The sequence below is a fragment of the Mucilaginibacter humi genome, assembly GCF_013087555.1.
This window is the reverse complement of sequence record NZ_JABFCR010000048.1, coordinates 1-25,287: the sequence shown is the minus strand read 5'-3', so window position 1 is coordinate 25,287 and position 25,287 is coordinate 1. Positions and strand designations below refer to the sequence as shown.

The window sequence follows — 25,287 nt, the reverse complement described above, 5'->3', positions numbered from 1 at the left end:
TCCTATATTTAGCCCCACTAACTGATCTTAAATATTACGCTACATGTTAAAATCAATTTCAATATCGGCATTGCTATACCATTGCGCAGGCTAATGCGCAAACACTCACCATCCCCGACCCGATAGCCAAAACCTACAGCAACGGCACCCGCGACAAAAGCGGCAAGCCCGGCAAAAAGTACTGGCAAAAACCACGGCCCGCTATAACATATGATAACCGTATCGCCGCCCGACCGTACCATAAAAGGCACAGATTTTTGCCGGTTCGCCTTTCATAATGTTTTGATTAAAGTTATCGATACTACAAATTTACAGGCTGATTATCAAAGCGATGATGTGTGAAAGAGACATTTGCAGGGGTTAGGTGCGACAAAAAAGCCCCTTCCTACACCGGAAGGGGTTTAAGATAGAATGAGTTATCTCAGCTTACTGCGCGGCCCATTTGTTATCGGTTTGGTTGGCATCTACAAATATGCCGCCATCAACCTGCACCGCGGTTATGGTTTTGTTGTTCTTAAGGTTGATGATTACTTGTTTTTGGTCCTTTTGCCATACTGCCGGGGTTTGATGCACGGTTTCGGTTGTACCATCGCTATAGGTTAATACCAGGTCAAACGGCGAGGCAAAACCACCTACGTTTTGTATAGCTACTTTGTAGCCCGAACCCGCTTTATCAACGCTTAACAGTTTCAGGTCGACATAGCTGGGCGTGTAGAACCAGTTATAGAAGAACCAGGTCAGGTCCTTACCGGCACCGGTGCTCATCGCGTTAAAGTAATCCCACGGGATAGGGTGTTTGCCGTGCCAGTTGTTCATGTAGTTGTGCAGCGCCTTTTTAAACAGGTCGTCGCCCAGCATATCCTTAAGCGCCAGGTAGCTTAATGACGGTTTGCCATAGAAGTTATCACCTGCGCCGTACTTAGTATCAGGCGACGGGGTTATGATCGGCATCTCGTTAGTATGCGGGCGTCTTGCCCAGCTATTAACACGGAACTGCTTGTAAAACTTATCGGCAGCGGCTTTACCTTTCTCTTCAATGCCTATCAGGTACTCGAGGGTAGTTGCCCAGCCTTCGTCCATAAAGGCGTAGTAGCTTTCGTTAATACCCATGTAGAACGGGAAGTAGGTGTGCGCCTGCTCGTGGTCCTGCACCAACTGGGCAAAGCCTAAATCCGGTACGTGGCTGTCATTAACCATCATAGGGTACTCCATATCGGCAGTGCCCCGGAAAGCGGTGCTCTTCTCAAACGGGTACTGAACGCCGGGCCAGTTCTTAGAAAACCATGCCAACGCATAGCGGCTGTTTTGTACCGAGTGGTGGAAGTCGTTCGATGCATCAGGGTATGCGGCTTGTACACTTACACGACGTTTCGTCACATCGTCGGTAATGGTGCTTGCAGCATCCCAGTTATAGTGGTCGCTGGTGCCGAAGGTCATATCGGTGATGTTGGTCGCGGTCCAGATCCGGTGTTTCTGGTCGTTTTGGGCGGTAACCGTTTTAGCGGTTAGGTCAACCGGAGTAGCGATGTGTATAGTGCTATCACTGGTGAACGATTGCTCCAGTAGCTTAGCGTATTTTGGTTGCAATACCGCATTAGGGTTGCGCAACGTGCCGGTGCTCCAAACAATAAAGTTCTTAGGTACGGTAACACTTAAGGTGTAATCGTTAAAGTCGTTATAAAACTCAAGCCCGCCGGTGTGTGGTTGGGTATCCCAGCCTTTGTAATCATCATATACCGATACACGCGGGTAGAAGTAAGCCGTAGTAGGTGGTCGAGTCGATATAACCTCGCGGTCGCCTTTTGTACCGTCTGATAGCTGGTAGTGCCGGGCAATGTCCAGCTTAACCGAATCTTTTGATGCCAGCGGTTTTGGCAGGTCTATCATTTGGTTGGTGGTTGATGCCGTGTTGTTATCCCGGCTACTTTGGCGCCATTGGCGGTGATGTTATCTATCTGGATGCCTGCCTCAGGTTTAGCGTTGTTGCGGCCACGGTGCACGTTCATGATCAGTTTCATGTTCAGGCTCTTCAGCACGTCGGGGCTGTTGTTAACGTAGCTTATCTGCTCTGTGCCTTTTATGGTACGGTCGGGCGGCGATACGGTTATCGCTATGTTATAGCGGCCGTGGTTTTGCCAGTACTTTTTGCCGGGCTTGCCGCTTTTGTCGCGGGTGCCGTTGCTGTAGGTTTTGGCTATCGGGTCGGGGATGGTGAGTGTTTGCGCATTAGCCTGCGCAATGAAAAGGCATAGCAATGCCGATATTGAAATTGATTTTAACATGTAGCGTAATATTTAAGATCAGTTAGTGGGGCTAAATATAGGAAAGAATTAGCTTGTATTAATATGCGGAACTTGCATTTTAAGCCCAATCCACAGCGCGTTTGTTTCACGCGTGTATGAAACAGATGAAACAAGATTTTGACCTAACCACTTGACTATAAATCTCTTACAAAAAACCCGGGAAACAAAATGAAACAAGATTCCTGCTTTAACTAATTGATAGTGAAAGTTTTGTTAAAAACTAAAATTTTTTAAACATCTAATTTGATGAAACAAGCTAACATCCAACTTTACAACCTTTAAACCTCCCGGCAAAACAATCAATAAAATAAACCCAACAATTTCCTGTAAATCCACTTGCAAATAAAACAAATAAGCGTATCTTTGCAGTCCCGAAAAAGCGGGGTATAATAAACATTTATTTAATTTAATTCAAAGCAAGTGAATACGTTAAGTTACAAAACTGTCTCAGCCAACAAAAAAACAGTTAACAAACAGTGGGTTGTTGTTGACGCCGAAGGCGAGATTTTGGGGCGCTTGTCTACTAAGATCGCAATGATCATTCGTGGAAAAAACAAGCCAGATTTTACCCCAAACGTAGACTGTGGTGATAATGTAATAGTTATCAACGCAGACAAGGTAAAGTTGACCGGTAATAAATTCAGCGACAAAACTTATGTTTCGTACACTGGATATCCGTGTGGTCAGCGTTTCATTTCTCCTAAGGAGTTAATGGCAAAACATCCAACACGCGTAATTGAAAAAGCGGTGCGTGGTATGTTACCTAAAAGTCGTTTGGGCAAAGCATTGTTTGGCAATTTGCATGTATATGCAGGTGCTACACATCCTCATGAAGCTCAAAACCCGAAAGCCATTTAATTTAAAAACTAAGGAAAAAGAAATGCCAACAACAAACACTTCAGGCAGAAGAAAAACAGCCGTTGCACGTATCTACCTTACAGATGGTAGCGGTGCAATTACCGTAAACGGTAAAGATTACAAAGAATACTTCCCTACATTGCCATTGCAATACATCGTTACTCAGAGCACTGAGGTTTCTGGTTCGGCCGGATTATATGATGTTAAAGTAAATGTTGCAGGTGGTGGTGTAAAAGGACAGGCAGAAGCCGTTCGTTTAGCTATTGCGAAAGCTATTGTTGAACTCGATGCTGATAAGAAACCTTCATTGCGCGCTAAAGGCTTAATGACACGCGATATGCGTATGGTTGAGCGTAAAAACCCAGTCGCAAGAAAGCTCGTAAGAGATTCCAATTCAGTAAACGTTAATATTTTAAGGAGGACAACACAATGGCAAGAACAACATACGACGAGTTACTGGACGCAGGTGTACACTTTGGTCACCTTACCCGCAAATGGGATCCGAAAATGTCACAGTACATTTTTATGGAGCGTAATGGTATCCACATTATCGATCTAAATAAAACCTTATCAAAGGTTGAAGAAGCTGCTGCAGCTATAAAACAAATTGTAAAATCAGGACGTAAAGTATTATTCGTAGCTACAAAGAAACAAGCGAAAGATATTGTTGCTGAATATGCAAAAGGTGTAAACATGCCGTACATAACCGAGCGTTGGTTAGGTGGTATGTTAACCAACTTTGCTACTGTACGCAAGTCGATCAAAAAGATGTCAAACATCGATAAATTGACTAAAGACGGTACTTACACCAACCTTTCTAAAAAAGAAAGATTGATGATACAGCGCGAGCGTATCAAATTAGAAACCTTATTAGGTGGTATTGCTGATTTAAATCGCTTACCGGCTGCATTGTTTTTAATTGATGTTAAAAAAGAGCACATCGCGGTATCAGAAGCATTAAAGTTAAATATCCCAACCTTTGCAATGGTTGATACTAACTCTGATCCTTCAAACATCGATTTCCCTATCCCGGCTAATGACGACGCTACCAAATCAATTTCATTGATCACCGGTATCATCATCAAAGCTATCGAAGAAGGGTTAGACGAGCGTAAACGCGAGAAAGAAAGACGACGAAGCTGAAAAAGAAGCAGCACAGGCGAAAGCTAAAGCTGATGCTCCTGAAGTTGCTGACCGTGCACCTGCTGCCGAAGGCAAAAGAAGCCGCAAAGCTCCGGTTGAAGCTACTGCAGCTGTAGAAGACGAAGCTCCTGCTGCTGATACTACAGAAGAATAATAATATTTAGTCGTAAGTCTTAAGTCGATAGTCATTAGTGACTTTGGACTTAAGGCTTGCGACTTTTAACTTAAATAAAAACTAATATGTCTACAGTACAAATATCTGCATCCGATGTAAACAAACTGCGCCAGCAAACAGGTGCAGGTATGATGGATTGCAAAAAGCTTTAACTGAAACTAACGGTGATTTTGAAGCAGCTATTGATTTTTTAAGAAAAAAAGGTGCTAAAGTAGCAGCAAGCCGCCAGACCGCGAGTCGAACGAAGGTGTTGTTATTGCGCGTACATCAGCTGATTTTAAACGCGGTGTTATCATCGAGTTAAACTGCGAAACTGATTTCGTGGCTAAAAATGCTGATTTCGTAGCTTTTGCTAACGCGATTGCTAACGAAGCGGTTGAGCAGAACCCGAAATCATTAGAAGAACTGAACCAATTGTCTATTGACATTGAAAACTCTCGTTTAACTATTGCTGAAGCTTGCATTGACAAGACTGGTAAAATCGGCGAGAAGATCGGCGTATCTAAATACGAAGTTGTTGAAGGCGAAAAAGTAATTGCTTATATCCACGGTAACTTCCGTTTAGGTGTATTGGTTGGCTTAAATAAAGCTGCTGCCGGTGCTGACGAAGCAGGTAAAGACGTTGCAATGCAAATTGCAGCTATGAACCCTGTTGCTATTGATAAAGACGGTGTTGACGCAACAACTATTGAGCGCGAGCTTGAAATTGCTAAAGACCAAATACGTGCAGAAGGTAAACCAGAAGAAATGGTTGAAAAAATTGCTGCCGGTAAACTGAACAAGTTTTACAAAGACTCAACCCTGTTAAACCAGGAGTTTGTTAAGGATTCATCAAAAAACGTATCTCAGTTTTTAGATACTGTTGAGAAAGGCCTTACAGTAACTGCCTTTAAACGGGTAGCTTTAGGAGCTTAATTATATTGAAATCCCCCGATAATTATCGGGGGATTTTTTTGCCAAAAAATTCCTTCTTTTGTCATTCTGAGCGTAGCGAAGAATCTTATACATTGGTAGGTGTCGACATGCATAGCGCAGAAGATCCTTCGCTACGCTCAGGATGACAAACGTGTTTGTAAAATGATAACCGCTTTAACTAATCTTCGGCTGATATCTGATGGTAGCATTACCACAGGGAACGCCGTTCTAATTGAAGCCGATAAGATCATAGGTGTAGTAGCCGACACCGAGATCCCGCAAGGTGCAACCCGCATTGATCTGAATAATAATTTTCTTGCTCCGGGCCTGATTGACCTGCAAATTTACGGTGCAGGCAAGCCCCTTTTTTGGCGGCGATCCTTCGCCCGAGGCATTGGCGCAAATGGAGCATACTTTATTGGCCGAGGGCTGCACCGGCTTTTTTGCCACCATCGCCACAAATACAGATGATATTATTGAACGCGGCATTGATGCTATAGTAAATTATTGGGATAACCACGTAGGTAACCTACTGGGCCTTCACCGAAGGGCCGTATTTAAACCCAAAACGTTGCGGGGCGCATCCACCGGCATTGATAAAAAAGCTACGCTTGCGCAAGTTAAAAGCTGGATTGAGCGCGGAAAAGGCTTGGTAAAATGATAACGCTTGCGCCGGAATTACAGGATCAGGAAATTTTAGCTTACCTGCACCAGCAGGGTGTTGTATTATCATCGGGCCATAGTAATGCTACTTATGCCGAAGGGAAAGCGTTTTTAAATAAACCGGTACAAGCGGTAACGCATTTATATAATGCTATGCCGCCTATGCATCACCGCGAGCCCGGTTATATTCCGGCAATATTTGAAGAGCGGCCGTACACAAGCATAGTTGTTGCCGATGGCGTACATGTTGATTTTACGATGATCCGTTTAGCCAAACGCGAACTGGGCGATAAGCTTTTTTAATAACCGATGCCGTGTCAGAAAGTAATAAAGGCACCTATCAACATCAATTTAAAACCGACAGGTATGTAATGCCTGATGGTACGTTATCGGGTTCGTGTTTAACGATGCTGAAAGCCGTACAAAATTGTGTTGAGCGCGTTGGCATTGATCTTGCCGAAGCGGTGGATATGGCTTCCTTATATCCCGCACAATTAATAAAATCAGCAACAACAGGTAAAATTTCGCAAGGCTTTGACGCCAACCTGGTTGTTTTTAATGATGCCTTTAAGCTTGTTAACGTAATATTTAAAGGCGCAACAAAAACAACATAATATTTTAACAATAGCTTTAATTATATATTTTTGATAAATCCCACACCATACATGAAGTACAAAAGAATATTACTGAAACTAAGCGGCGAATCATTAATGGGCGATAAGCAATACGGTATTGATAACAACCGGGTATTGCAATATGCACATGATATTAAAGCAGTTAAAGACAAGGGCCTTGAAATAGCCATTGTTGTTGGTGGTGGTAATATTTTCAGGGGATTAAGTGCAGAAAAATCAGGCATGGAACGTGCCCGGGCAGATTATATGGGGATGCTTGCAACTGTAATAAACTGTATGGCGCTGCAAAACGCGTTGGAGAGTATTGGCGTTGAAACGCGCCTGCAATCGGCCATAAAGATGGAGCAGATCTGCGAGCCTTATATCCGCCGTCGTGCCATGCACCATTTAGAAGTTGGACATATTGTAATATTTGGCGCCGGTACGGGTAACCCATATTTTACTACGGATACCGCTGCATCCCTTCGCGCTATCGAAATTAAAGCTGATGTGGTACTAAAAGGTACCCGTGTTGATGGCATCTATACTGCCGACCCGGAGAAAGACCCCTCAGCTACCCGTTATGATGAAATAACTTTCCGGGAGGTGTATGACAAAGGTTTGAATGTAATGGACATGACCGCCATAACCCTTTGCCAGAAAACAACTTACCCATTATTGTATTTGATATGAACAAGCCGGGCAATTTCATGAAGATTGCCGAAGGCGAGCCCATTGGTACGTTGGTAAAGTAAATACCACAGTCAAGCTTCTAAATTATTTTTTCGAATTTATCCTTATTTTCCAATTTATTGGACTACGATTGGTATGAAAAACTCCGAATACTTTTACTGAGTTGTCATCAACTAAGTAATGAATGCCATACGGAAATCGGGCTATAAAATGAATTCTTAAACTTTTATACCGTTTTTGAAATAAGGAAGGGTCACGCTGTATTTGATTTAAGCCAACTTCTAAACAAAGTTCAAAGTCTTTACCCAAGCCGGCCCGGCGTCTTTCATACCATGAAAATGCTTCTAAAATATCAAGCCTGGTTTCGTTGGATATGAGCAGTTGATACATTCTATTTAGCAGCATTAAGCTCGCTTTTTATACTCTCCCAACTAACAAAAGAAGTTTCGCCTTTAGTATAACGATTTAGCCGTCTGTCTAATTCTTGCTGGTGCGAATCTGGGGTCGGAATTGTACCGGGGTCGATACTATCCCAAATTTTCTCAATCATCAAAATGCGTTCCGCAACACTTAGCTCTAATATCTCTTGCATTTGTACCATATGTTAAAATTAGAATATTTTTTTATCTATAACAACTACAGGCATAAATCGTTATTATGAGCAAGATTTATTTGAACCATAAATCATAGATTTTACTATTTTTGTCAAAAATCATAACACGATGAGCGAACTCATTAAAAAACAAGTAACCGACGCTAAGGCTGCAATGGACCGTGCAATTGACCATGCAGATGGCGAATTAAATAAGATCCGTGCAGGTAAGGCAAGCCCTTCAATGCTGGACGATGTATATGTTGATTACTATGGTACCGCCACCCCGTTAAGCCAGGTTGGTAGTGTTAACACGCCAGATGCCCGTACTATTGTTGTACAGCCATGGGAAAAATCATTACTTGGTGCTATCGAAAAAGCTATCATGGAGGCTAACCTTGGTGTTAATCCGCAAAATGATGGTGTTATTATCCGTATCAACGTGCCACCATTGACAGAGGAGCGCCGTCGCGACCGGTTAAAAAGCTAAAGGCGAGGCCGAGAACGGTAAAATAGCAATCCGTAACGTGCGTAAGGATGCTAACGAGAAGATCCGCAAACTAAAAGCCGAAGGTGTTTCAGAAGATGAAATGAAGACCGGCGAAGCTGAAGTTCAAAAGTTGACCGATGCTTACATTGCCAAGGTAGATCAGCTATCAGAAGCTAAAGAAAAAGATATCATGACGGTTTAATTTAACCTGATTGTCAAATTAAAGGGAATGAGCTACTTAGCCGTTCCCTTTTTTATTTTCGCAACATTATATGAAAATACTCTTATCATACTTAAAAGATCACCGCTGGACGGTAGTACTTGCTTTAATACTGGCGGGTATAAATATTGGTTTTTCATTGGTAGACCCATTGATCACCGGGAAAATCCTCGGATAACTATATCCTACCTCAAGATAGTAAAATTTTTACTTACGAGTACCGCATACACGGAGCGTTGGTCCTTGTTGGGTTAGCTGTCGGTGCGGCAATGGTATCTCGTATCGCTAAAAATTTTCAGGATTATTTCACCAATATCATCGTACTTAAAACAGGTGCGCAAATGTACAGCGATGGACTGAAGCACTCCCTTGAATTGCCTTACCAGGTTTTCGAAGATCAGCGGAGCGGCGAAACCCTCGGGCGTTTTGCAAAAGGTGCGCCAGGATTGCGAGAAATTTATAACCTCATTCATCAGCGTATTATTTGTGAGTTTGGTGGGGATGATATTTGTAATTGTTTATTCACTAAAAGTAAACTATCAGGTTACCTTGGTTTACTTTAGTGCTATACCGATAATTGCAATAGTAAGCTCGCTGTTAAGCAGACGCATCAAAACCATCCAAAAAGCATTGTGGGTGAAACTACTGCATTGGCAGGGTCGACTACCGAGTCATTAAGAAACATTGAGCTGGTAAAAAGTCTTGGCTTGGCTAACCAGAAATAGAGCGCCTAAATAAAACTACTTATAAGATCCTTGACCTTGAGTTAAAAAAGTAAAGTTTGTGCGAAGCATGAGCTTTATACAAGGTACTGTTGTGAACCCGGTACGCAGCGCCATGATAGTGGTGTTGTTAATGCTGATATTTAAACATACGCTAACACCCGGTAATTACTTCCAATTTTTATTTTACTCTTTCTTTCTTTTTAATCCTTTACAGGAGCTTGGCAATGTAATTCAATCGTGGCGCGAAGCGCAGGTGTCTTTAGGGAATTTTAAACGAATAATAGAAACCCCAATTGATATTAAGCCTGAAAGACCGGTACTGGTTGAAAAGATAACTAAACTAAATTTTAACAACGTAACCTTCAAACATTTAACCGCTACGCGCAATGCGCTTAACCAGATCAGCTTTGAAACCAATACCGGCGAAACTATTGCTTTTGTTGGTCCGTCGGGTTCAGGTAAAACAACGTTGGTTAAGTTGCTGGTAGGTTTATATCAGCCGTTAGAAGGCGATATTACTTACAACGGTATAGCAAGTAAAGAAATAGACCTTGATCAACTACGCGAGCGCATAGGCTTTGTAACGCAGGATACGCAGTTATTCTCGGGTACTATACGCGAAAATTTATTGTTTGTGCGCCCTGATGCTACTGATGAAGAGTGTTTGGATGTATTGCAACGTGCGGCCTGCCAAACTTTAATGGCACGTGCCGCTAACGGTTTGGATACGGTAATAGGCGAGGGCGGTGTAAAGGTATCAGGCGGTGAAAAGCAGCGGCTATCTATAGCCCGTGCCTTGCTGCGCAGGCCGGACCTATTAGTGTTTGACGAGGCTACCTCATCATTAGACTCGTTAACCGAAGAAGAGATCACCGAAACCATTAAAGATGTATCACAATTTAATAATGCTATTACTATCCTGATCGCGCACCGCTTATCAACAATTATGCATTCAGATTGCATATACGTGTTAGAAAAAGGTCGTATTATCGAATCGGGTAAGCATAGCGACCTGTTAGATCAAAAAGGTTTGTATTACGCCATGTGGCGCCAGCAGATAGGTGAGAAGTTTTCGGCTGAGGTAGAATAAGTAGTTGAGTAGTCGCTTACTTATTATCTTTCATATATTTCTTTTTAAGGTGATTTAGATAGAGCATCATACCGATGCCGCAGGCGATACCTGATATCAAGCCTTGTATTATCGATCGTTTTAAAGGCTCATTAAACACCACGGTTTCTATCATTACAAAAACCGTGGTGGTTATAGCCACTGCCAAAACAAATATCAGCGCGCGGGTTTTTGCCCTCATATCACTAATCCTTTACACTTTTGACGACAATACTGTAGGTTTTTTTCTTTTTGCTATATAGATAAATTAAAACAAGCCCGCTACCTATGCCTCCGGATATGGCACCTCCCAAAAATACTTTGAATCTAATGTTTCTTTAAACAGAAATGTACCGGCAAGAATATTAAAAGTTATACAACATAGTATAATCAGCAAAGCTTTACCAATAATTTTTAGTTTTATCATATAGCTATTTCTTCTTTCACTTCAGGTGTCGATATCTCGTGTAATGATAAAGGTATCAATTTTTTAGTTTTGAAATAAGTGATGCTTACTATTATCAAAGTCATACTACCGCCAAATAATACAGATGGTACGGTACCCATTAGTTTAGCTGCAGTGCCTGATTCAAAAGCCCCTATCTCGTTAGATGACCCGATAAACATCTGGTTAACCGCTGATACCCGGCCGCGCATGCTATCAGGAGTTAATATCTGCATGATAGTGCCGCGGATTAGTACGCTGATGCTGTCAAAGCCACCCTCGGTAAATAGGAATAACAACGACAAGTAGAAATTGCGGGATAGTGCAAAACAGATTATTGATAGACCAAAACCTGTTACAGCTATCAGCAAATTTCGCCGTGGCTTACCCATGGGGGATATCCTTGCCATGGATAGCATTACCAATACCGCGCCTAATGATGAGGTAGCGCGCATGATGCCCAGCCCTTGTGGTCCTACATGTAAGATCTCATTAGCAAACACCGGTAATAACGCTACCGCGCCGCCGAAGAATACCGAGAATAAATCAAGGCTTAAAGCTCCTATCAGCATTTTATTCCCAAACACAAAATTGATACCTTCTGAAAGGCTTTCCCAAATGCTTTCCTTTGGTACATAAACAGGCGGATAGCGTTTCAGAAAGAAAACGCAGACTAACGCTATCAATAGAAAAACTATGATGATGCCAAAGGTTATGGTTATGCCTAAAAATCCGTACACCAAACCACCAACTAAGGGGCCTAAAATAGAAGCGATTTGCCAGCTGGAGCTGTTCCAACTACTGGAGTTTGGATAGATTTCTTTAGGTACGCTATGCGCTAATACACTAAATGCTGCCGGGTTATAAAAAGCACGCGCTACCCCATTAAAAATACCATGGTATATAATATGGGGACTATCCAGCCGGCATGTATGATGCCCTCCATACTTTTTAAGGTGACGGTAAACATTACCAGTGATGAGATCAACACGCCAAAGAACACTAACAGCAGCATTTTCTTCTTTTCTGATTTATCGGCGATGTAACCGCCGTACAACGCAATACCAATGGATGGAATTGCTTCGCTTAGCCCAATTAAGCCTAAAGCAAATGCGCTTTTGGTTAACTGGTAAACGTAGAAGCCTAAAATTACGGCCTGCATCTGGTAAGCAAAGGTGAAGAAGAATTTCATGCCCGGTAAGAGCGGAAATCTTTGTAGCGTAACGCTATAAAAGGGTCTTTGTCAGGTATGGGTTGACTATCGGATTCTGCCATTACACAAAACTACAAATCAGAAAATTAAGATAGAGATTATTTATGAAATAGAATTGTCAAGAATAACAAAAGAGCGCTGTCATGCTGAGCCTGTCGAAGCATTGTGCGGTAGGCCTTTGCGTTCATGCTTCGACGGGCTCAGCATGACAGCCACCGTTTTCGTTTAGCCTACGAAATCTTATCCCAACTCAAACCTGCATTCTTAGCCTGGAATGCCCGGTTCAATACCTGGTTTTCAGGCGCGGCCAACTGCGGATCAATAGCAAAAATATCTTCCACACATTTACGGGCCTGCATTAATAGTTCCCGGGTCGGCAGTAAGGTCGGCCACTTTTAGGTCAAGCAGACCGCTTTGTTGGGTGCCTTCAATATTCCCCGGGCCGCGCAGTTGCAGGTCGGTTTCGGCAATCTCGAAGCCATTGTTGGTTCTAACCATTGTATTTAAGCGTATGCGGCCTTCAGGGCTAAGCTTCTCCTTACTCATGAGTATACAATAAGATTGTTCGGCCCCGCGGCCCACACGGCCCCTAAGCTGGTGTAGCTGCGATAGGCCGAAACGTTCTGCATTCTCAATGATCATAACCGATGCGTTAGGCACATTCACCCCAACTTCAATAACCGTAGTGGCCACCATTATCTGGGTTTCGCCCCTTACAAAGCGCTGCATCTCAAATTCTTTTTCGTCCGGTTTAATTTTACCGTACACAACACTTACGCGGTATTGTGGTAGCGGGAACTCGCGCGATATGGTTTCAAACCCATCCATCAGGTTTTTAAGGTCGAGTTTTTCGCTTTCCTGTATCAACGGATAAACAATATATACCTGTCGCCCTTTGGCTATTTCTTCCTTCATTAAACCAAACATGCGCAGCCGGCTGCTTTCATACAAATGAACGGTTTTAATGGGCTTACGGCCGGCCGGCAATTCATCTATTACAGAAACATCCGGGTCGCCATATAAAGTCATGGCCAGGGGTGCGCGGTATAGGTGTAGCCGTCATCACCAAAATATGCGGTGGGATGGTATTTTTGCGCCAAAGCTTAGCGCGTTGCTCCACACCAAAACGGTGCTGCTCATCAATAACCACCATGCCCGGGTTTTGATATTGCACTTTATCTTCAATAAGCGCATGGGTTCCTATTAATATTTTAAGCTGACCGTTCTCCAATTTTTCGTGCAATACTTTCCGGTCCTTTGGTTTGGTTGAGCCGGTTAATAATGCGACCTCCACAAAATCATCGCCCACTAAACTTTTTATGGTTTGATAATGCTGACTGGCTAATATCTCAGTAGGTGCCATTATACAAGTTTGAAAGCCATTATCGATAGCTATCAGCATACTCATTAAAGCTACTACGGTTTTGCCGCTGCCTACATCGCCCTGTAAAAGGCGGTTCATTTGTACGCCGCGCTGCGTATCCTGTCTTATTTCTCGTAATACTTTTTTTTGGGCATTGGTTAAGTCAAACGGCAGTTTATTATTATAAAACTCATTAAAATATGAGCCTACTTTATCAAATATATTACCCTTGAATTTTTGTACGCGCAGCAGCTTGTTCTTTAATAATTTAAGCTGAAGAAAGAATAGTTCTTCAAATTTAAGCCGATGTTTAGCCTCGGCTAATTTATTAGCATCCTCGGGGAAATGAATGTTGCGGTAAGCGTCGGCACGGCTCATAAGCCTGAATTTTTGCAGGATGTAAAGCGGCAGGTTTTCCTGTACGTCTTTAGCATGCTGCTCTAACAAGCCGGCCACCAGCTTTTGGATTCCTTTGCTGTCTAACGTAAACTGTTTTAGCTTTTCTGTCGAGCTATATACGGGCTGTAAGGTCATGTTACCTTTGCGCTGTATAGCTTCGGGCGAGTACAGATCAAACTCCGGGTGCGACATCTGGGCTTTACCGTTAAATGATCCGGGCTTGCCAAAAAGGATATAGGCCTTGCCGACGATCAGATTCTTCTCGGCCCATTTTATCCCCCGGAACCATACCAGTTCCATTGCCCCGGTGTCGTCCTGCACCCGGCTACCAGGCGTTTAGTATGTTTCTCGCCAAGCAGTTCTTTATGGGTTAACCTGGCAATAACCTGCACGTAAGGCAGGTCCTGCTGGATATCCTTTATTTTATAAAACCGGGTACGGTCAATATGCCTGAACGGGAAATGCTGCAGCAGATCCTCAAAAGTTTTTATAGCCAACTCTTTTTCAGCACATCTGCACGTGCTGTGCCAACGCCTTTTAAATATTCAATCGGGGTTTGAAATAGCTGGCCGTTCAAGGGTTCTTATCAGGATTTTACTGCTATTACAGAAATTTCTACGCTTACTCCTTTAGGCAGGGCCGATACTTGTACGGTTTCGCGCGCAGGGAAATTGTCTTCAAAATATGATCCGTAAACCTCATTTACTTCGGCGAAGTCGGCCATATTGGTTAAAAATATGGTGCTTTTAACAATATGGGTAAAATCGGCTTTGGCCTGGTTTAAAATGGCGCCAATGTTTTCCATTACCAAATGGGTAGCGGCTGTAATATTATCAGTAACTAATTCGCCGGTAAAAGGGTGTAAAGGGATCTGTCCGGATACAAAAATGGTATTACCGGCCTGGATAGCCTGGTTATATGGTCCAATAGGTGCCGGGGCGTCGGCTGTATTAATTACTTTTTTCATTTTTTAGGTTGATTTATGTTAGCGCGAAATGCGATTGTATTTACTTATTTCCTGGTCATGAACCAGTATATAATTTTCCCTATAATACCAAGCAGGAATACGCTTATAGCAATAGCATTAATAATATGCATTACTTTTAAATTAAAGCTGGTTGGCCTGTTGGGATCTTTTTTGCGGAAAAAGTACATAGTGCAATTTACTTAAAATTTCTGTTCAGAAATTATAGCACAAATATAGTTAAACAAAAAAGGCTCCCCAAAATTGGAGAGCCTTATATTATTTAACTGATTTCAAAAATTATTTTTTGAATTGAACACGACGGTTTAATACACGTCCTTCTTCAGTTGAGTTATCAGCGATTGGCATAGTTTCGCCATATGCTTTTACTTTGATCTTTTTAGCATCAACACCAGAGTTAACTAAGTAAGTTTTTACTGAGTTAGCACGGTCTTTAGATAAAGCTAAGTTGTGAGCAGCAGTACCTTCAGATGAAGCAAAACCGTCTAATTCAACTTTAGCACCTGATGCACGTAAGTCAGCAGAAGTAGCATCTAACACTGGGTAAGATGAAGTTCTTAATACTGAGCTATCAAATTCAAATTGAATGTTAGAATAAGCGTCAGCACTAGCAGTTGGAGTAGCTTCAGCTGCTTTAGGGAATACGATAGCGCAACCAGAACCATCAACTACAGTACCTGCAGGAGTGTTAGGGCATTTGTCGAATTGATCAGCAACACCGTCACCGTCTGAATCTTTTTTCAAATCGTTAACTGCATTCTCTACGTTAGTAACACGGCCTTTAAGGGCAGCAACTTCTTTACGTAAAGCTTCGTCATACAATTCGTCATACATCATAGCTACTGGGTTAACCCACTCTAAGCTTGGTTTTGAGCTTGAACCTAAAGTCCACTCTAAACCAGCGTAACCGTATGAGTAGCGATCTTTAGTTGGATAGCTTTTACGCACACCATCAAAGTTGTCACCATCAATAAAGTTTTCAGTATAACCTAAGTTTAAAGCAGTTCTGTCAGATAGTTTAAATTTAACACCAACACCAATTGGAACAACAAGTTCTTTTATAGCGCTGCCATCAGCTGTACGATACTCTTCCCGGTACCGTCTGTACCGTTAGTACCGTAACCTTTAATGTTTGGTTTGTACATTGCTAAACCAAGACCTGCATTTAAGAAGAAGTTAACTGAGTTTTCGCGACGTAAGAAATCAATAGTAGCAACGTTTATAACACCGCTTAAAGACGCTTGATAAAATTCGGTTGATGAGCTAACAAATCTTTGTAGTGTAACACCATCACCAACGAATGGTTTTGCAGCAATTTGTCCCGGTACACCGTCACCAGCGTTTGCGTCAACTCTGCCACCGCGTACGTCTAATTGTAAGCCAAAAGAATGGGCTAATTGTTTTCTAAGAGAAACACCATAACCAAGTCTAACAAGGTTACCGGTAAAGTCACTTGATCCGCCAGTTGCAAGGGTAGGTGAAGTTGCACCAACGTTTAAGCCAATACTCCGGTATTGTACTGTCCGCTACCACCAAATACCTTGGCGGTAGGTTTAGTCGCGTCCTGCGCTTTAACGGCAGCAACTGCCATCAAAGAAGCGACAGATAAAGCGACTGTTTTTTTAATGTAGAATAGTTCATAGTTTTAAGATTAAACAATGTTTTAATTGTGATTTTTTCCAAAAATAGTAATTATGTTTGAAACGATTACCAAATACTGTTCCAAAAATTATAATACTAACACAAAGAAATGAAAAATGTTCTATAAGTAGTACAAATAATAATATTACCATGAAATATTTACCCATTGAAAATAATTTATTTATAAATAATAGAAAAAATTTCGTTTCGCGACTTAAATCGGGTTCTGTAGCTATATTTTACGCTAATGATGAGTATCCGCGAAGCGGAGATCAGACCTTTATATTCAAGCAAAATCCTGATTTTTTTATTTATCGGGTATTGATCAGGAACAAAGTATCCTGTTGTTATTTCCGGATTGTCCTAATTCTGTATACAAAGAAGTACTGTTTTTAAGACAAACTAACGAACACATTGCAGTTTGGGAAGGACACAAGTATACCAAAGAGGAAGCAAGGCAGGCATCGGGCATACAAAGCATTTATTGGCTTAGCGAATATGATAATATACTGCATAGCATTATAAACTATGCAAACAATATATATATAAACACCAACGAAAACGACCGTTACGCGCATACAGTGCCTTATCGTGATATAAGGATGCTGGCAGATCTGCGTAGCAAGTACCCTTTGCATAATTATGAAAGGTCAGCATTAATAATGCGCGATCTGCGGGTTGTAAAATCACAAACCGAGATAGAACTGACCAAAAAAGCATGCGCTATTACTAAGGATGCATTTGAACGCGTTTTAAAATTTACCAAACCCGGCGTTACAGAATACGAGATAGAAGCAGAGATCATCCACGAGTTTACCCGCCAGCGCGCAACAGGCCATGCCTATAATCCAATTATAGCATCGGGCAAAAATGCCATAGTACTCCATTATATAGATAACAACCAGGTTTGTAACGATGGCGATGTGATACTTTTTGATTTTGGCGCCGAGTACGCTAATTATAATGCCGACATGAGCCGCTCTATCCCGGTTAACGGCCGCTTTACCAAACGCCAGCGTGATGTTTATGATGCGGTGTTGCGTGTAATGAAAGCCGCTAAAGAAATGCTGGTTGAGGGAACCATATGGAATGAATATCATGACGAAGTAGGCAAGGTTATGACCGATGAGCTGATAGGCCTGGGTTTGCTAACCAGGCACGATGTTGAAAAGCAGGACCCTAAAATTCCGGCCTATAAGAAATACTTTATGCACGGTACCTCGCACCATTTAGGTTTAGATGTGCATGATTTTGCAAGCCGTTACAAACCATTTGAGGTTGGCAATATATTAACCTGCGAGCCGGGTATCTATATCCCTGCCGAGGGACTGGGTATTAGGTTAGAAAACAATATCCTGATAACTAAAGGTGGTAATGTTGACCTGATGGCTGATATTCCTTTAGAGGCTGAGCATATTGAGGAGATTATGAACTCTTAAAAATAAATTTGTCATTCTGAGCATAGCGAAGAATCTTATACGTAATACTAATCGCTCAGATGATAACTTAATTAAATACGCTGTTCTACAAAATTATATAGATTAAAACCTTCTTTACCCAAGGCTTCGGCAATATCCTGCCGGAGCTTTTTTGTCGACATCCGCCATTCGTTTTTGCTGAATCAGCTTGTAGGCTTTTTCAGACAGTAAGAACTCTTTGCGGGTATTTTTTATATTTTTTGCTGATAGTATAAAATTGGCTACCTCATCTATGCCAACACCGGTAGTGGCTACAGTTTTAAAAACAGGTATTTCGGTTGTTTCTTTTTGGTGGATGATCTTTTTAAGGTTATTGGCAAACAGATCGGCATCATCGCGGTCGGCTTTATTGATGATAAAGGCATCGGCAATTTCCATAAGGCCTGATTTGATGTTCTGGATCTCATCACCCGATTCGGGCACCAGCACTACAAATGTAATATCAGCCAGGCCGGCTATCTCAATTTCTGATTGGCCGACACCTACCGTCTCTATCAGCACATAATCAAAACCGGCGGCACGCAATACATCGGCCATTTCAATTGTTTTGGCTGATAGGCCTCCAAGCGATCCCCGCGTAGCCAATGATCTTATAAAAACTTCCGGGCTATTAAAGTGGCCGGCCATCCTTATCCTGTCTCCCAATAAAGAGCCAAAGTTAAACGGCGATGTAGGGTCAATAGCCAGCACCGCTATTTTGTTCCCCTTGCTAACCAACTGCTCAATAAGGCTGTTTACTAAGGTGCTTTTACCCGCGCCCGGCGGGCCGGTTATCCCTATTATAGGTGTCGCTTTTGTAAAAGTTAGACTTTTTAAAAGATCATGAGCGCCGGGCAGGTCATTTTCAGCAACAGTAAGCGCACGTGCTACCGACCGGAAATCGGTGCAGGTTGGAACGATGTTGCTGGCTGTTGGCATAGTTATGTAAAAGAACAAAAATAATAGGTAAAAGTATAACGTGTTACAGGTGTTACAATTGTTTGGGAAGTTACACCTGTATCTGTGACGCTGTAACAGTTATGAAGATGCTATTGATATTACCTTATATATAATATATAAGGAGATAAACTATATTTGCCAATCAGCATAAAACCCCGACTAATTAATGAAGGTAGCAGGTTTCACATTTATCCGTAATGCCGTAAAAACGATTACCCAATTGTTGAGGCCATAACTTCTATATTGCCGATATGTGATGAATTTATAGTTGCCTTAGGTAATAGTGATGACGATACCGAAAAATTGGTGCGTGCAATAGATTCGCCAAAAATAAAGATCATTAATACCGTTTGGGACGAAACCATCCGCGAAGGCGGTGCTGTGTTTGCTGCCGAAACAGATAAGGCATTTGCCGCTATATCGCCTGATGTTGACTGGGCCTTTTATATCCGGGGTGATGAATGTGTGCATGAAAAATATCTGCCCACAATAAAAAAGAAATGGAAGATAATTTAAACGACAGCAATATCGAGGGCTTGTTGTTTAAGTACCTGCACTTTTACGGATCATTTGATTATTACGGGCATTCGCGCAGATGGTACCGCCGCGAGATAAGGATAGTACGGAACAACAAAGCCATACACTCCTACCGCGACGCGCAGGGCTTTAGATGGAATAACCGTAAGATAAATGTAAAGCTGATAGATGCTTATATCTATCATTATGGTTGGGTAAAGCCGCCATCAGGTCTGGCCAATAAGTTGCGCAATTTTAACCAGTTTTACCATGATGATGACTGGATGGCGCAACATCTGCCCGAAAGTTTCACTTTTGATTATAGCCATAAAAATCCCGACCGTCTGGTGCATTTTGCCGATACCCATCCAGCGGTTATGCAGGGCAGGATAGCTGCAACCAACTGGAAACTGGAGATAGACCTGAAAGCGTTAAATAAAAAAATGACTTTCCGCCGTAAGGCATTACAAAAAATAGAGGACTGGACCGGTTGGCGCGTTAGCGAATACCGCAATTATAAAATAGTTAAGTAACCGTGGCCAAAAAAGTATATCTATTATTATACCTAATTATAATGGCGAAAAGCTATTGGCAACCTACCTGCCTTTTACTTTTGCCGCTATTGAAAACGCTGGGGTAACTTATGAGATAATTGTGGTTGATGATTGCTCGACCGACAGATCTGTTGAATTTATTAAGGAGCATTATCCGCAGATAAGATTATTAGTGAACGCCAAAAACGCCGGCTTTTCTTTTACCTGCAACCGGGGCATAAACGAGGCGCAGCACGATTTGGTGCTGCTGTTAAACTCGGACGTAAAACTTACGCCTGATTATTTCGAGCATCAGTTTAAATATTTTAATGCCGATGATACCTTTGGTGTAATGGGGCGCATTATTGATATGGAGGGTGACCATATCCGTGGATGCTGCCCGGATGCCCAAGTTTAACGGGCTAAAGTTAAAGACAGATTACTTTTATTATACCGATGCGGTGGATGACCGGTTGTACACCTTTTACTTATCAGGCGCCAACGCATTAATAGCTACAAAAAAGCTGAAAGCTATTGGTGGGTTTTATGAACTGTTTTCCCCATTTTACTGCGAGGACATGGAACTAAGCATACGGGCCGGAAGCTGGGTTGGAAATGTTATTATGAGCACCGGTCGGTATGCCGCCACCGGTATCGGCAACTACAAAAGATCTCCGGAAACCTAAATGGATAAAAAGCATTTATTACCGTAACCGGTTTTATATGCATGCCCTGCACTTAAATGGTTTGGCACTTTTTGCCTGGTATGTACAAATAACTATAATAGATCTTTTACCAAAACTTTTAGTCGGGCAAACCTCGATCTGGAAAAGCTATACCGAGCTTTTTAAAAATAAAGATTTGATCAATCAGTATCGCCAACGCTTAAACGCATTGGTTAACGGGCATAACAGCAACCGCACAATTTTTAATGTGGTTGATGAGCTAAGGCGATCTGTTAACGGCAAAAGTTTGACCCGCTTTAAGCCATAATTTGTACTTTTGAAAAGGTACAAATACTACCTTAATTTTGCCACAACATGACGTTTAAAAAAGAGGCTTAGCAAGTAAACTTTGGTTGAAATATACCGACCGCCCCAAATACAAGCAATATAAATGGGAACATAAAAACTATGGGCAGGAAGAAGTTAATAATTACTTTGTTGGTAACGACAGGCTAAATACGCAGGATAAAATTGTTGCGCTATGCAAAACCATACCCGCCCTTAATATTGTACATAGCGGCAATGCCGGTGATGTGATCTATGCGCTGCCAACTATCAAAAAAATTTACGAGGTAACAGGTGTTGCCATCAACTTATACCTTAAAACAGGTAAACCGTTAGTATTGTCTGGTTATTCTGCGCACCCATTGGGTGCGGTTATGCTTAATGAGAAGATGGTTAACCTGCTGTCGCCACTAATAAACGCACAGGAGTATATTGCCAAATGCGAGATTTACAACGGGCAGCAAATCCATGTGGACCTTGACTTTTTCAGGGCAAAACTTTTCTCGTTAGATAATACAAACATCGCCCGCTGGTGCAGCTACATAACCGGCGTTACCCCACAATTATGGCAAAGCTGGTTAACGGTAGATGCGGATCGAAGTTATCCAAACACTATTATAGTGGCCCGCAGTGAGCGTTACCGCAATTCGTTTGTTAATTATTCGTTCCTTAAAAATTATGATAACCTTGTCTTTATAGGTGTTGAGGCAGAATATGAGGATATGCGCAAAGCTATACCTAACATTAAATGGGTGCAGGTGGACGACTTTTTACAACTCGCGCAGATCATAGCCGGATGTAAACTGTTTATAGGTAACCAATCGTTCCCTTTTTCAATTGCCGAAGCGCTTAAGGTGCCGAGGATATTAGAGATCTACTACCACACTGCCAACGTTATTCCTGAAGGGGAGGGCGCGCATGACTTTTCTTCCAGGATCATTTTGAATCACTGGTGAGGGAGTTGTCTTAAAAGCTAGGCTCGCGGATTATCCCTATGCTTTAATTTATGGAACCGGTACCTGAACCAGGTTTTTAAGCCAAAGTTTTTAAATACCAGCCTGGCCTTTTCTGTTTGGAAAGGTTTATCTATCTGCGTGCCCGAAAGCCCGGTATGATTAAAGTTGCAAATAGTGTAATCTTTATAAACAAAGTGGTAATTGCTATCACCGCAAAGCTCAAGCGTCAAAGCAAAATCGGCAGATATCTTATAACGGGTGTTATACTGATGCTTATCAAAAACAGATCGCGGGTAAATCATGGCCTGGTGGTACGGGCCGCATTTGGCTATCTGGTAGCGGGTCAGTTCGCCCGGCGTTTTGATCCCTCGGCAAACACATTGGCGTAATATATAGCAGTTGGGTCTTTAAGTTCAAGTGCCATGTCCGAAAACTCGGGAAGCAGTTCATCATCGGCCCCGATGAAATACACCCAGTCGCCGGTTAGGTGCTTTACAGCTTTGTTCATGGCATCATATACGCCGGCATCAGGCTCGCTTTGCCAGTAATGTATTTTATTTATGTTTGCCTTTATAATATCAACGGTGCCATCGGTACTATTACCGTCAATTATAATTATTTTTAGCGACGGGTATTGTTGTTTGTAAATGCTGTCAAGGCATACTTGCAACGTGCCCGCTGCATTGTAAGTAACAATAATTATAGATATAGCCGGTGGAGTGTTCACTTGTTAAATAGCGCTTATGCCGTTGCGAATTTATTGATATGGTTATAAAGAACAGGAATTTATTTAGAATAACACGTTTCATTCTGTTGAAACTTCCTTACCTTCTACGCTTTTTTACAAGTTTAAAACTCCCCGTAAAAAAATACTGATCATAAAAACTGATGCCATTGGCGATTATGTGCTGTTCAGAAACTTCCTGGAAGTTATCCGCCATGCTGAAAAATATAAGGACTATGAGATCGATCTGTTAGGCAATACAGCCTGGCAGGATATAGCCTTATGGTATGATAAGCCTTTTATATCCAATTTCTTTTTCACTAAACCTTTCGATCTGTATGAAAGCCCGATGCAGACCTTTAAATTAGGATGGAAATTGTTTAGCCAAAGTTATTCTGAAGTACTGCAGCCAAGCTATACCCGTAATATTATAACAGACGGATTAGCTGCCCTAACAGGCACCAAAAACATAGTTGGCTTTGTAAGCGATACCGAAGCGCTATCGCCAAAACAAAAGCAAAAACCGATCTGTTTTACAGCCGGCTAATCATTCTGCCTAAAGATTATTACTTTGAGTTTGACCGTACCCGGTATTTTTTCGAGCAGGTATTGAACCAGCCGGTTGATCTGGCCGGCCCGAGCTTTCCGGCTAAAGACAACCGGAAACAAGGGGTGTCCGTGTTTTTAGGGGCAGGTAATAGCAAACGCGGCTGGCAAACCGAAAACTATTTGCAGTTGATGATGTTGATCATCGATCAAACCCAGCGGCCAATTCATTTGGTAGGTGGCCCCGAAATGGAAGAGACTGCAAAATATTTGGAGAATTTGATGCCCGAGGATGCAATTATCAACCTTGTCGGCAAAACAACCTTGCCCAAACTAATAGACCATATAGCTCGAACTGGCTTAGTGGTATGTAATGAAACCAGCGCTGTGCATATTGCAGCTGCCTGTAATACCAAAGCGGTTTGTATAGTTGGTGGCGGGCACTTTGAACGATTTGCGCCATATCCCGAGCACGTTTATAACCGTACCACCTTTGTTTTTGAAAAATTGCCGTGTTATTACTGTAATTGGCTGTGCATATACAATACCGCGCCCGAAGAACCGTTTCCATGTATCGGTAACATCAATTTAGAGAAAGTATGGCGGGCAACTTTGCCGTTGCTGCCCGTAGCATAGTAATGACAGGAATTAATTAATTCGTGTTAACTTTGCAAACTTTATAAATTTTTAATGAAGACATATTTCAGGCTACTATCGTTTGCCAAGCCAATTGAAAAATTTGCTATTCCCTATATCATTTTTACCCTGCTATCTATTGTATTTAATACGCTTAACCTTGCGCTGTTAGTACCGTTGTTGCAAACGTTGTTTTCTAACGATAAAGCATGCGGCCCGGTTGCTGCTCCGTTGGCAAAGCCATCGTTAACAGACCTGAGTGCTACGTTTGATTATTACACGCATTATTTCATAAGTAACTACGGGGCGTGGTCAACCCTGCAATTTGTATGCGGTGTGTTGGTGGTTTCGGTAGTATTAAGTAATCTTTTCAGGTATGGCTCGCAACGCATAATGGAAAATTTGCGACTACATACCCTGTTAAACCTGCGTAAATCTGTTTTTAATAATGTAATGGACCTGCATATGGGTTATTTTAGCAACGAGCGCAAGGGGGATATCATATCTAAGATTTCATCGGATGTGCAGGTGGTGCAATTTTCTGTTACCGGTACTTTACAGGTTGTTTTTAAAGAACCGGCACAGTTAATATTTTATGTATTTACTTTATTTGCCATCAGCACGAAGCTTACTATTTACTCTTTGTTGGTGATTCCCGTGTCAGCATTTATTATATCACGCATAGTAAAAAGGCTAAAATCGCAGGCTATTGCAGCCCGTGGAGACTTATGGTAATATGATAAGCTATCTGGATGAAGCATTATCAGGCATAAAAATCATCAAAGCTTTTAACGCAACGGGCTTTATTAAAGATCGCTTTAACCAGAAAATAAAAAGTACTCAACAATTGCCCGTTCTATGGCAAGGAGGCAACAATTAGCATCACCGGTTTCAGAAACATTGGGTGTAATGATGATAGCCTGTATTGTTTTATACGGCGGGTATTTAATATTAACGCTTTCAGGTCTATCTCCAGTTTCCAGTTGGTTGCAGCTATCCTGCCCTGCATAACCGCTGGATGGTATCAGCAAAATGCACCAGACGGTGGATTTTTTATGGCTATAATCAAAAGTGAAACTTTCGGGCAGATGTTGCGCCATCCAGTCATCATCATGGTAAAACTGGTTAAAATTAGCGCAACAATCTTTACTGACCAGCTCAACGAGAAGAAGTTTGCCTGGCGTCAGGTCATCGTTGCTTTGCTGCGTTGTAAGCAACCTCCTGTGCGCGACGGCAGATTAACCATCTTCATTAGCGCAACACAGCCACGATGGATGGCGCGCATAGATCACATCACCGGCATTACCATATTTAATATTAAGGGCAGTATGCCCATTTATATTGCTTGAAGGGCGGTCATTATATTTCAGCCTATACTTGCTAAGCATCTTTTAAACGTCATGT

Annotated in this window: 30 protein-coding genes and 8 pseudogenes; 25 read left to right on the top strand and 13 right to left on the bottom strand. The window is 42.0% G+C overall.

What is annotated here, in order from left to right; genetic code table 11:
• Window positions 1-210 precede the first annotated feature (210 nt).
• Complete coding sequence (locus HK413_RS19935) at window positions 211-342, top strand: hypothetical protein (protein ID WP_262886878.1); 132 nt, start codon at window positions 211-213, stop codon at window positions 340-342.
• 84 nt (window positions 343-426) lie between these two features.
• Here the strand turns inward: HK413_RS19935 and HK413_RS10620 are convergent, their stop codons facing one another.
• Entirely contained in the window at window positions 427-1,887 is a 1,461-nt protein-coding gene (locus HK413_RS10620) for a M1 family aminopeptidase (RefSeq protein WP_217452244.1), read from the bottom strand.
• Window positions 1,884-2,282, bottom strand: a complete 399-nt coding sequence (locus HK413_RS15405) for a hypothetical protein (RefSeq protein WP_217452243.1) — start codon at window positions 2,280-2,282, stop codon at window positions 1,884-1,886. The genes HK413_RS10620 and HK413_RS15405 overlap by 4 nt, the downstream gene beginning before the upstream one ends.
• A gap of 441 nt (window positions 2,283-2,723) precedes the next feature.
• On the opposite strand from HK413_RS15405, the gene rplM reads away from it, so the two are divergent.
• The 8 genes and pseudogenes from rplM to pyrH all read left to right on the top strand — a co-directional run bounded on the left by rplM (window position 2,724) and on the right by pyrH (window position 7,426).
• Window positions 2,724-3,161 (top strand): 50S ribosomal protein L13, encoded by a 438-nt coding sequence (gene rplM / locus HK413_RS10615; protein ID WP_175270150.1) that lies wholly within the window; start codon window positions 2,724-2,726, stop codon window positions 3,159-3,161.
• A 22-nt stretch (window positions 3,162-3,183) separates the two neighbouring features.
• A pseudogene (rpsI, locus tag HK413_RS10610) lies at window positions 3,184-3,569 on the top strand (30S ribosomal protein S9).
• A 21-nt stretch (window positions 3,570-3,590) separates the two neighbouring features.
• Window positions 3,591-4,458: pseudogene (rpsB, locus tag HK413_RS10605) on the top strand (30S ribosomal protein S2).
• A gap of 86 nt (window positions 4,459-4,544) precedes the next feature.
• A pseudogene (gene tsf / locus HK413_RS10600) lies at window positions 4,545-5,394 on the top strand (translation elongation factor Ts).
• 331 nt (window positions 5,395-5,725) lie between these two features.
• Window positions 5,726-6,055 (top strand): amidohydrolase family protein, encoded by a 330-nt coding sequence (locus HK413_RS10595; protein ID WP_175270149.1) that lies wholly within the window; start codon window positions 5,726-5,728, stop codon window positions 6,053-6,055.
• Window positions 6,052-6,360 (top strand): hypothetical protein, encoded by a 309-nt coding sequence (locus HK413_RS10590; RefSeq protein ID WP_175270148.1) that lies wholly within the window; start codon window positions 6,052-6,054, stop codon window positions 6,358-6,360. The genes HK413_RS10595 and HK413_RS10590 overlap by 4 nt, the downstream gene beginning before the upstream one ends.
• 11 nt (window positions 6,361-6,371) lie before the next feature.
• Window positions 6,372-6,671: an amidohydrolase family protein gene (locus HK413_RS10585; RefSeq protein ID WP_175270147.1), complete on the top strand. Its 300-nt coding sequence runs from the start codon at window positions 6,372-6,374 to the stop codon at window positions 6,669-6,671.
• A 51-nt stretch (window positions 6,672-6,722) separates the two neighbouring features.
• Window positions 6,723-7,426: pseudogene (pyrH, locus tag HK413_RS10580) on the top strand (UMP kinase).
• A gap of 329 nt (window positions 7,427-7,755) precedes the next feature.
• Here pyrH and HK413_RS10575 read toward each other — a convergent pair.
• Window positions 7,756-7,956 carry an addiction module protein gene (locus HK413_RS10575; RefSeq protein ID WP_217452242.1) on the bottom strand — a complete coding sequence of 67 codons (201 nt, stop codon included), beginning with the start codon at window positions 7,954-7,956 and terminating at the stop codon, window positions 7,756-7,758.
• 130 nt (window positions 7,957-8,086) lie between these two features.
• Between HK413_RS10575 and frr the strand changes: the two are divergent.
• The 4 genes and pseudogenes from frr (at window position 8,087) to HK413_RS21250 (ending at window position 10,481) form a co-directional block, all read left to right on the top strand.
• Window positions 8,087-8,648: pseudogene (gene frr, locus HK413_RS10570) on the top strand (ribosome recycling factor).
• Between the two features lie 70 nt (window positions 8,649-8,718).
• Window positions 8,719-8,844 (top strand): hypothetical protein, encoded by a 126-nt coding sequence (locus HK413_RS21260; protein WP_317169481.1) that lies wholly within the window; start codon window positions 8,719-8,721, stop codon window positions 8,842-8,844.
• Between the two features lie 58 nt (window positions 8,845-8,902).
• Window positions 8,903-9,229: a hypothetical protein gene (locus HK413_RS21255; protein ID WP_317169480.1), complete on the top strand. Its 327-nt coding sequence runs from the start codon at window positions 8,903-8,905 to the stop codon at window positions 9,227-9,229.
• Window positions 9,230-9,458: 229 nt separating this feature from the next.
• Window positions 9,459-10,481 (top strand): ABC transporter ATP-binding protein, encoded by a 1,023-nt coding sequence (locus HK413_RS21250; RefSeq protein WP_317169479.1) that lies wholly within the window; start codon window positions 9,459-9,461, stop codon window positions 10,479-10,481.
• A 16-nt stretch (window positions 10,482-10,497) separates the two neighbouring features.
• On the opposite strand, the gene HK413_RS10560 is transcribed toward HK413_RS21250, so the two are convergent.
• From HK413_RS10560 to HK413_RS17990, 7 genes and pseudogenes are all read right to left on the bottom strand, one after another.
• Window positions 10,498-10,701, bottom strand: a complete 204-nt coding sequence (locus HK413_RS10560) for a hypothetical protein (protein ID WP_175270145.1) — start codon at window positions 10,699-10,701, stop codon at window positions 10,498-10,500.
• A 221-nt stretch (window positions 10,702-10,922) separates the two neighbouring features.
• Window positions 10,923-11,837 (bottom strand): MFS transporter, encoded by a 915-nt coding sequence (locus HK413_RS10555; protein WP_317169482.1) that lies wholly within the window; start codon window positions 11,835-11,837, stop codon window positions 10,923-10,925.
• Window positions 11,822-12,136, bottom strand: coding sequence for an MFS transporter (locus HK413_RS17995; protein ID WP_246230295.1), 315 nt, complete (start codon window positions 12,134-12,136; stop codon window positions 11,822-11,824). The genes HK413_RS10555 and HK413_RS17995 overlap by 16 nt, the downstream gene beginning before the upstream one ends.
• Window positions 12,137-12,387: 251 nt before the next feature.
• Window positions 12,388-14,496 (bottom strand): annotated as a pseudogene (gene recG / locus HK413_RS10550) (ATP-dependent DNA helicase RecG).
• Window positions 14,497-14,505: 9 nt separating this feature from the next.
• Window positions 14,506-14,886 carry a RidA family protein gene (locus HK413_RS10545; protein WP_175270144.1) on the bottom strand — a complete coding sequence of 127 codons (381 nt, stop codon included), beginning with the start codon at window positions 14,884-14,886 and terminating at the stop codon, window positions 14,506-14,508.
• Window positions 14,887-14,930: 44 nt separating this feature from the next.
• Window positions 14,931-15,074, bottom strand: coding sequence for a DUF6728 family protein (locus tag HK413_RS21245; RefSeq protein WP_317169478.1), 144 nt, complete (start codon window positions 15,072-15,074; stop codon window positions 14,931-14,933).
• A 109-nt stretch (window positions 15,075-15,183) separates the two neighbouring features.
• Window positions 15,184-15,852: an OmpA family protein gene (locus HK413_RS17990; RefSeq protein ID WP_317169477.1), complete on the bottom strand. Its 669-nt coding sequence runs from the start codon at window positions 15,850-15,852 to the stop codon at window positions 15,184-15,186.
• An 843-nt stretch (window positions 15,853-16,695) separates the two neighbouring features.
• Here HK413_RS17990 and HK413_RS17985 point away from each other — a divergent pair.
• Together HK413_RS17985 and HK413_RS10535 are read left to right on the top strand one after the other, a co-directional pair.
• Window positions 16,696-17,030 (top strand): annotated as a pseudogene (locus HK413_RS17985) (aminopeptidase P N-terminal domain-containing protein); the annotation flags it as partial.
• A gap of 117 nt (window positions 17,031-17,147) precedes the next feature.
• Window positions 17,148-17,984 (top strand): M24B family metallopeptidase, encoded by an 837-nt coding sequence (locus HK413_RS10535; protein WP_394353167.1) that lies wholly within the window; start codon window positions 17,148-17,150, stop codon window positions 17,982-17,984.
• A 114-nt stretch (window positions 17,985-18,098) separates the two neighbouring features.
• On the opposite strand, the gene meaB is transcribed toward HK413_RS10535, so the two are convergent.
• Window positions 18,099-18,941 (bottom strand): methylmalonyl Co-A mutase-associated GTPase MeaB, encoded by an 843-nt coding sequence (gene meaB, locus HK413_RS10530; RefSeq protein ID WP_246230291.1) that lies wholly within the window; start codon window positions 18,939-18,941, stop codon window positions 18,099-18,101.
• 264 nt (window positions 18,942-19,205) lie between these two features.
• Here meaB and HK413_RS17980 point away from each other — a divergent pair, with 264 nt between their 5' ends.
• The 6 genes from HK413_RS17980 to HK413_RS10515 all read left to right on the top strand — a co-directional run bounded on the left by HK413_RS17980 (window position 19,206) and on the right by HK413_RS10515 (window position 21,977).
• Window positions 19,206-19,478, top strand: a complete 273-nt coding sequence (locus tag HK413_RS17980) for a hypothetical protein (protein WP_246230289.1) — start codon at window positions 19,206-19,208, stop codon at window positions 19,476-19,478.
• Window positions 19,463-20,011 carry a hypothetical protein gene (locus HK413_RS17975; protein ID WP_246230287.1) on the top strand — a complete coding sequence of 183 codons (549 nt, stop codon included), beginning with the start codon at window positions 19,463-19,465 and terminating at the stop codon, window positions 20,009-20,011. Before HK413_RS17980 ends, HK413_RS17975 begins: the two co-directional genes overlap by 16 nt.
• A gap of 55 nt (window positions 20,012-20,066) precedes the next feature.
• Entirely contained in the window at window positions 20,067-20,429 is a 363-nt protein-coding gene (locus HK413_RS15400) for a glycosyltransferase family 2 protein (RefSeq protein ID WP_217452241.1), read from the top strand.
• The gene (locus tag HK413_RS15395; RefSeq protein ID WP_217452240.1) at window positions 20,416-20,697 is read left to right on the top strand and encodes a hypothetical protein; all 282 of its coding nucleotides are present in this window, start codon (window positions 20,416-20,418) and stop codon (window positions 20,695-20,697) included. The genes HK413_RS15400 and HK413_RS15395 overlap by 14 nt, the downstream gene beginning before the upstream one ends.
• 37 nt (window positions 20,698-20,734) lie before the next feature.
• Window positions 20,735-21,004 carry a hypothetical protein gene (locus HK413_RS15390; protein ID WP_217452239.1) on the top strand — a complete coding sequence of 90 codons (270 nt, stop codon included), beginning with the start codon at window positions 20,735-20,737 and terminating at the stop codon, window positions 21,002-21,004.
• Between the two features lie 85 nt (window positions 21,005-21,089).
• Window positions 21,090-21,977, top strand: coding sequence for a glycosyltransferase family protein (locus tag HK413_RS10515; RefSeq protein WP_175270143.1), 888 nt, complete (start codon window positions 21,090-21,092; stop codon window positions 21,975-21,977).
• Between the two features lie 17 nt (window positions 21,978-21,994).
• Here the strand turns inward: HK413_RS10515 and HK413_RS17970 are convergent, their stop codons facing one another.
• Together HK413_RS17970 and HK413_RS17965 are read right to left on the bottom strand one after the other, a co-directional pair.
• Window positions 21,995-22,279 carry a glycosyltransferase family protein gene (locus HK413_RS17970; protein ID WP_246230285.1) on the bottom strand — a complete coding sequence of 95 codons (285 nt, stop codon included), beginning with the start codon at window positions 22,277-22,279 and terminating at the stop codon, window positions 21,995-21,997.
• 41 nt (window positions 22,280-22,320) lie between these two features.
• Window positions 22,321-22,704 (bottom strand): glycosyltransferase, encoded by a 384-nt coding sequence (locus tag HK413_RS17965; protein WP_317169476.1) that lies wholly within the window; start codon window positions 22,702-22,704, stop codon window positions 22,321-22,323.
• A 178-nt stretch (window positions 22,705-22,882) separates the two neighbouring features.
• On the opposite strand from HK413_RS17965, the gene HK413_RS10505 reads away from it, so the two are divergent.
• The 4 genes and pseudogenes from HK413_RS10505 (at window position 22,883) to HK413_RS10490 (ending at window position 25,232) form a co-directional block, all read left to right on the top strand.
• A complete protein-coding gene (locus HK413_RS10505; RefSeq protein ID WP_175270142.1) occupies window positions 22,883-23,248 on the top strand; it encodes a hypothetical protein in 366 nt (121 codons plus the stop codon).
• Between the two features lie 62 nt (window positions 23,249-23,310).
• The gene (locus HK413_RS10500; protein WP_175270141.1) at window positions 23,311-23,883 is read left to right on the top strand and encodes a glycosyltransferase family 9 protein; all 573 of its coding nucleotides are present in this window, start codon (window positions 23,311-23,313) and stop codon (window positions 23,881-23,883) included.
• Between the two features lie 54 nt (window positions 23,884-23,937).
• Window positions 23,938-24,840, top strand: a pseudogene (locus HK413_RS10495) (ABC transporter permease); the annotation flags it as partial.
• A 26-nt stretch (window positions 24,841-24,866) separates the two neighbouring features.
• Window positions 24,867-25,232 carry a hypothetical protein gene (locus HK413_RS10490; protein ID WP_175270140.1) on the top strand — a complete coding sequence of 122 codons (366 nt, stop codon included), beginning with the start codon at window positions 24,867-24,869 and terminating at the stop codon, window positions 25,230-25,232.
• Window positions 25,233-25,287 lie beyond the last annotated feature (55 nt).

Coding starts and splice junctions, on each gene's coding strand:
- HK413_RS10535 (WP_394353167.1), top strand. CDS start 17,148: ATGCTGGCAGATCTGCGTAGCAAGTACCCTTTGCATAATTATGAAAGG.
- HK413_RS10575 (WP_217452242.1), bottom strand. CDS start 7,956: ATGCAAGAGATATTAGAGCTAAGTGTTGCGGAACGCATTTTGATGATT.
- HK413_RS17975 (WP_246230287.1), top strand. CDS start 19,463: ATGGAAGATAATTTAAACGACAGCAATATCGAGGGCTTGTTGTTTAAG.
- HK413_RS15405 (WP_217452243.1), bottom strand. CDS start 2,282: ATGTTAAAATCAATTTCAATATCGGCATTGCTATGCCTTTTCATTGCG.
- HK413_RS10590 (WP_175270148.1), top strand. CDS start 6,052: ATGATAACGCTTGCGCCGGAATTACAGGATCAGGAAATTTTAGCTTAC.
- HK413_RS10560 (WP_175270145.1), bottom strand. CDS start 10,701: ATGAGGGCAAAAACCCGCGCGCTGATATTTGTTTTGGCAGTGGCTATA.
- HK413_RS21245 (WP_317169478.1), bottom strand. CDS start 15,074: ATGTACTTTTTCCGCAAAAAAGATCCCAACAGGCCAACCAGCTTTAAT.
- HK413_RS21260 (WP_317169481.1), top strand. CDS start 8,719: ATGAAAATACTCTTATCATACTTAAAAGATCACCGCTGGACGGTAGTA.
- HK413_RS10545 (WP_175270144.1), bottom strand. CDS start 14,886: ATGAAAAAAGTAATTAATACAGCCGACGCCCCGGCACCTATTGGACCA.
- meaB (WP_246230291.1), bottom strand. CDS start 18,941: ATGCCAACAGCCAGCAACATCGTTCCAACCTGCACCGATTTCCGGTCG.
- HK413_RS15390 (WP_217452239.1), top strand. CDS start 20,735: ATGCATGCCCTGCACTTAAATGGTTTGGCACTTTTTGCCTGGTATGTA.
- HK413_RS17995 (WP_246230295.1), bottom strand. CDS start 12,136: ATGAAATTCTTCTTCACCTTTGCTTACCAGATGCAGGCCGTAATTTTA.
- HK413_RS19935 (WP_262886878.1), top strand. CDS start 211: ATGATAACCGTATCGCCGCCCGACCGTACCATAAAAGGCACAGATTTT.
- HK413_RS21250 (WP_317169479.1), top strand. CDS start 9,459: ATGAGCTTTATACAAGGTACTGTTGTGAACCCGGTACGCAGCGCCATG.
- HK413_RS17970 (WP_246230285.1), bottom strand. CDS start 22,279: ATGATTTACCCGCGATCTGTTTTTGATAAGCATCAGTATAACACCCGT.
- HK413_RS15395 (WP_217452240.1), top strand. CDS start 20,416: ATGCCCAAGTTTAACGGGCTAAAGTTAAAGACAGATTACTTTTATTAT.
- HK413_RS10620 (WP_217452244.1), bottom strand. CDS start 1,887: ATGATAGACCTGCCAAAACCGCTGGCATCAAAAGATTCGGTTAAGCTG.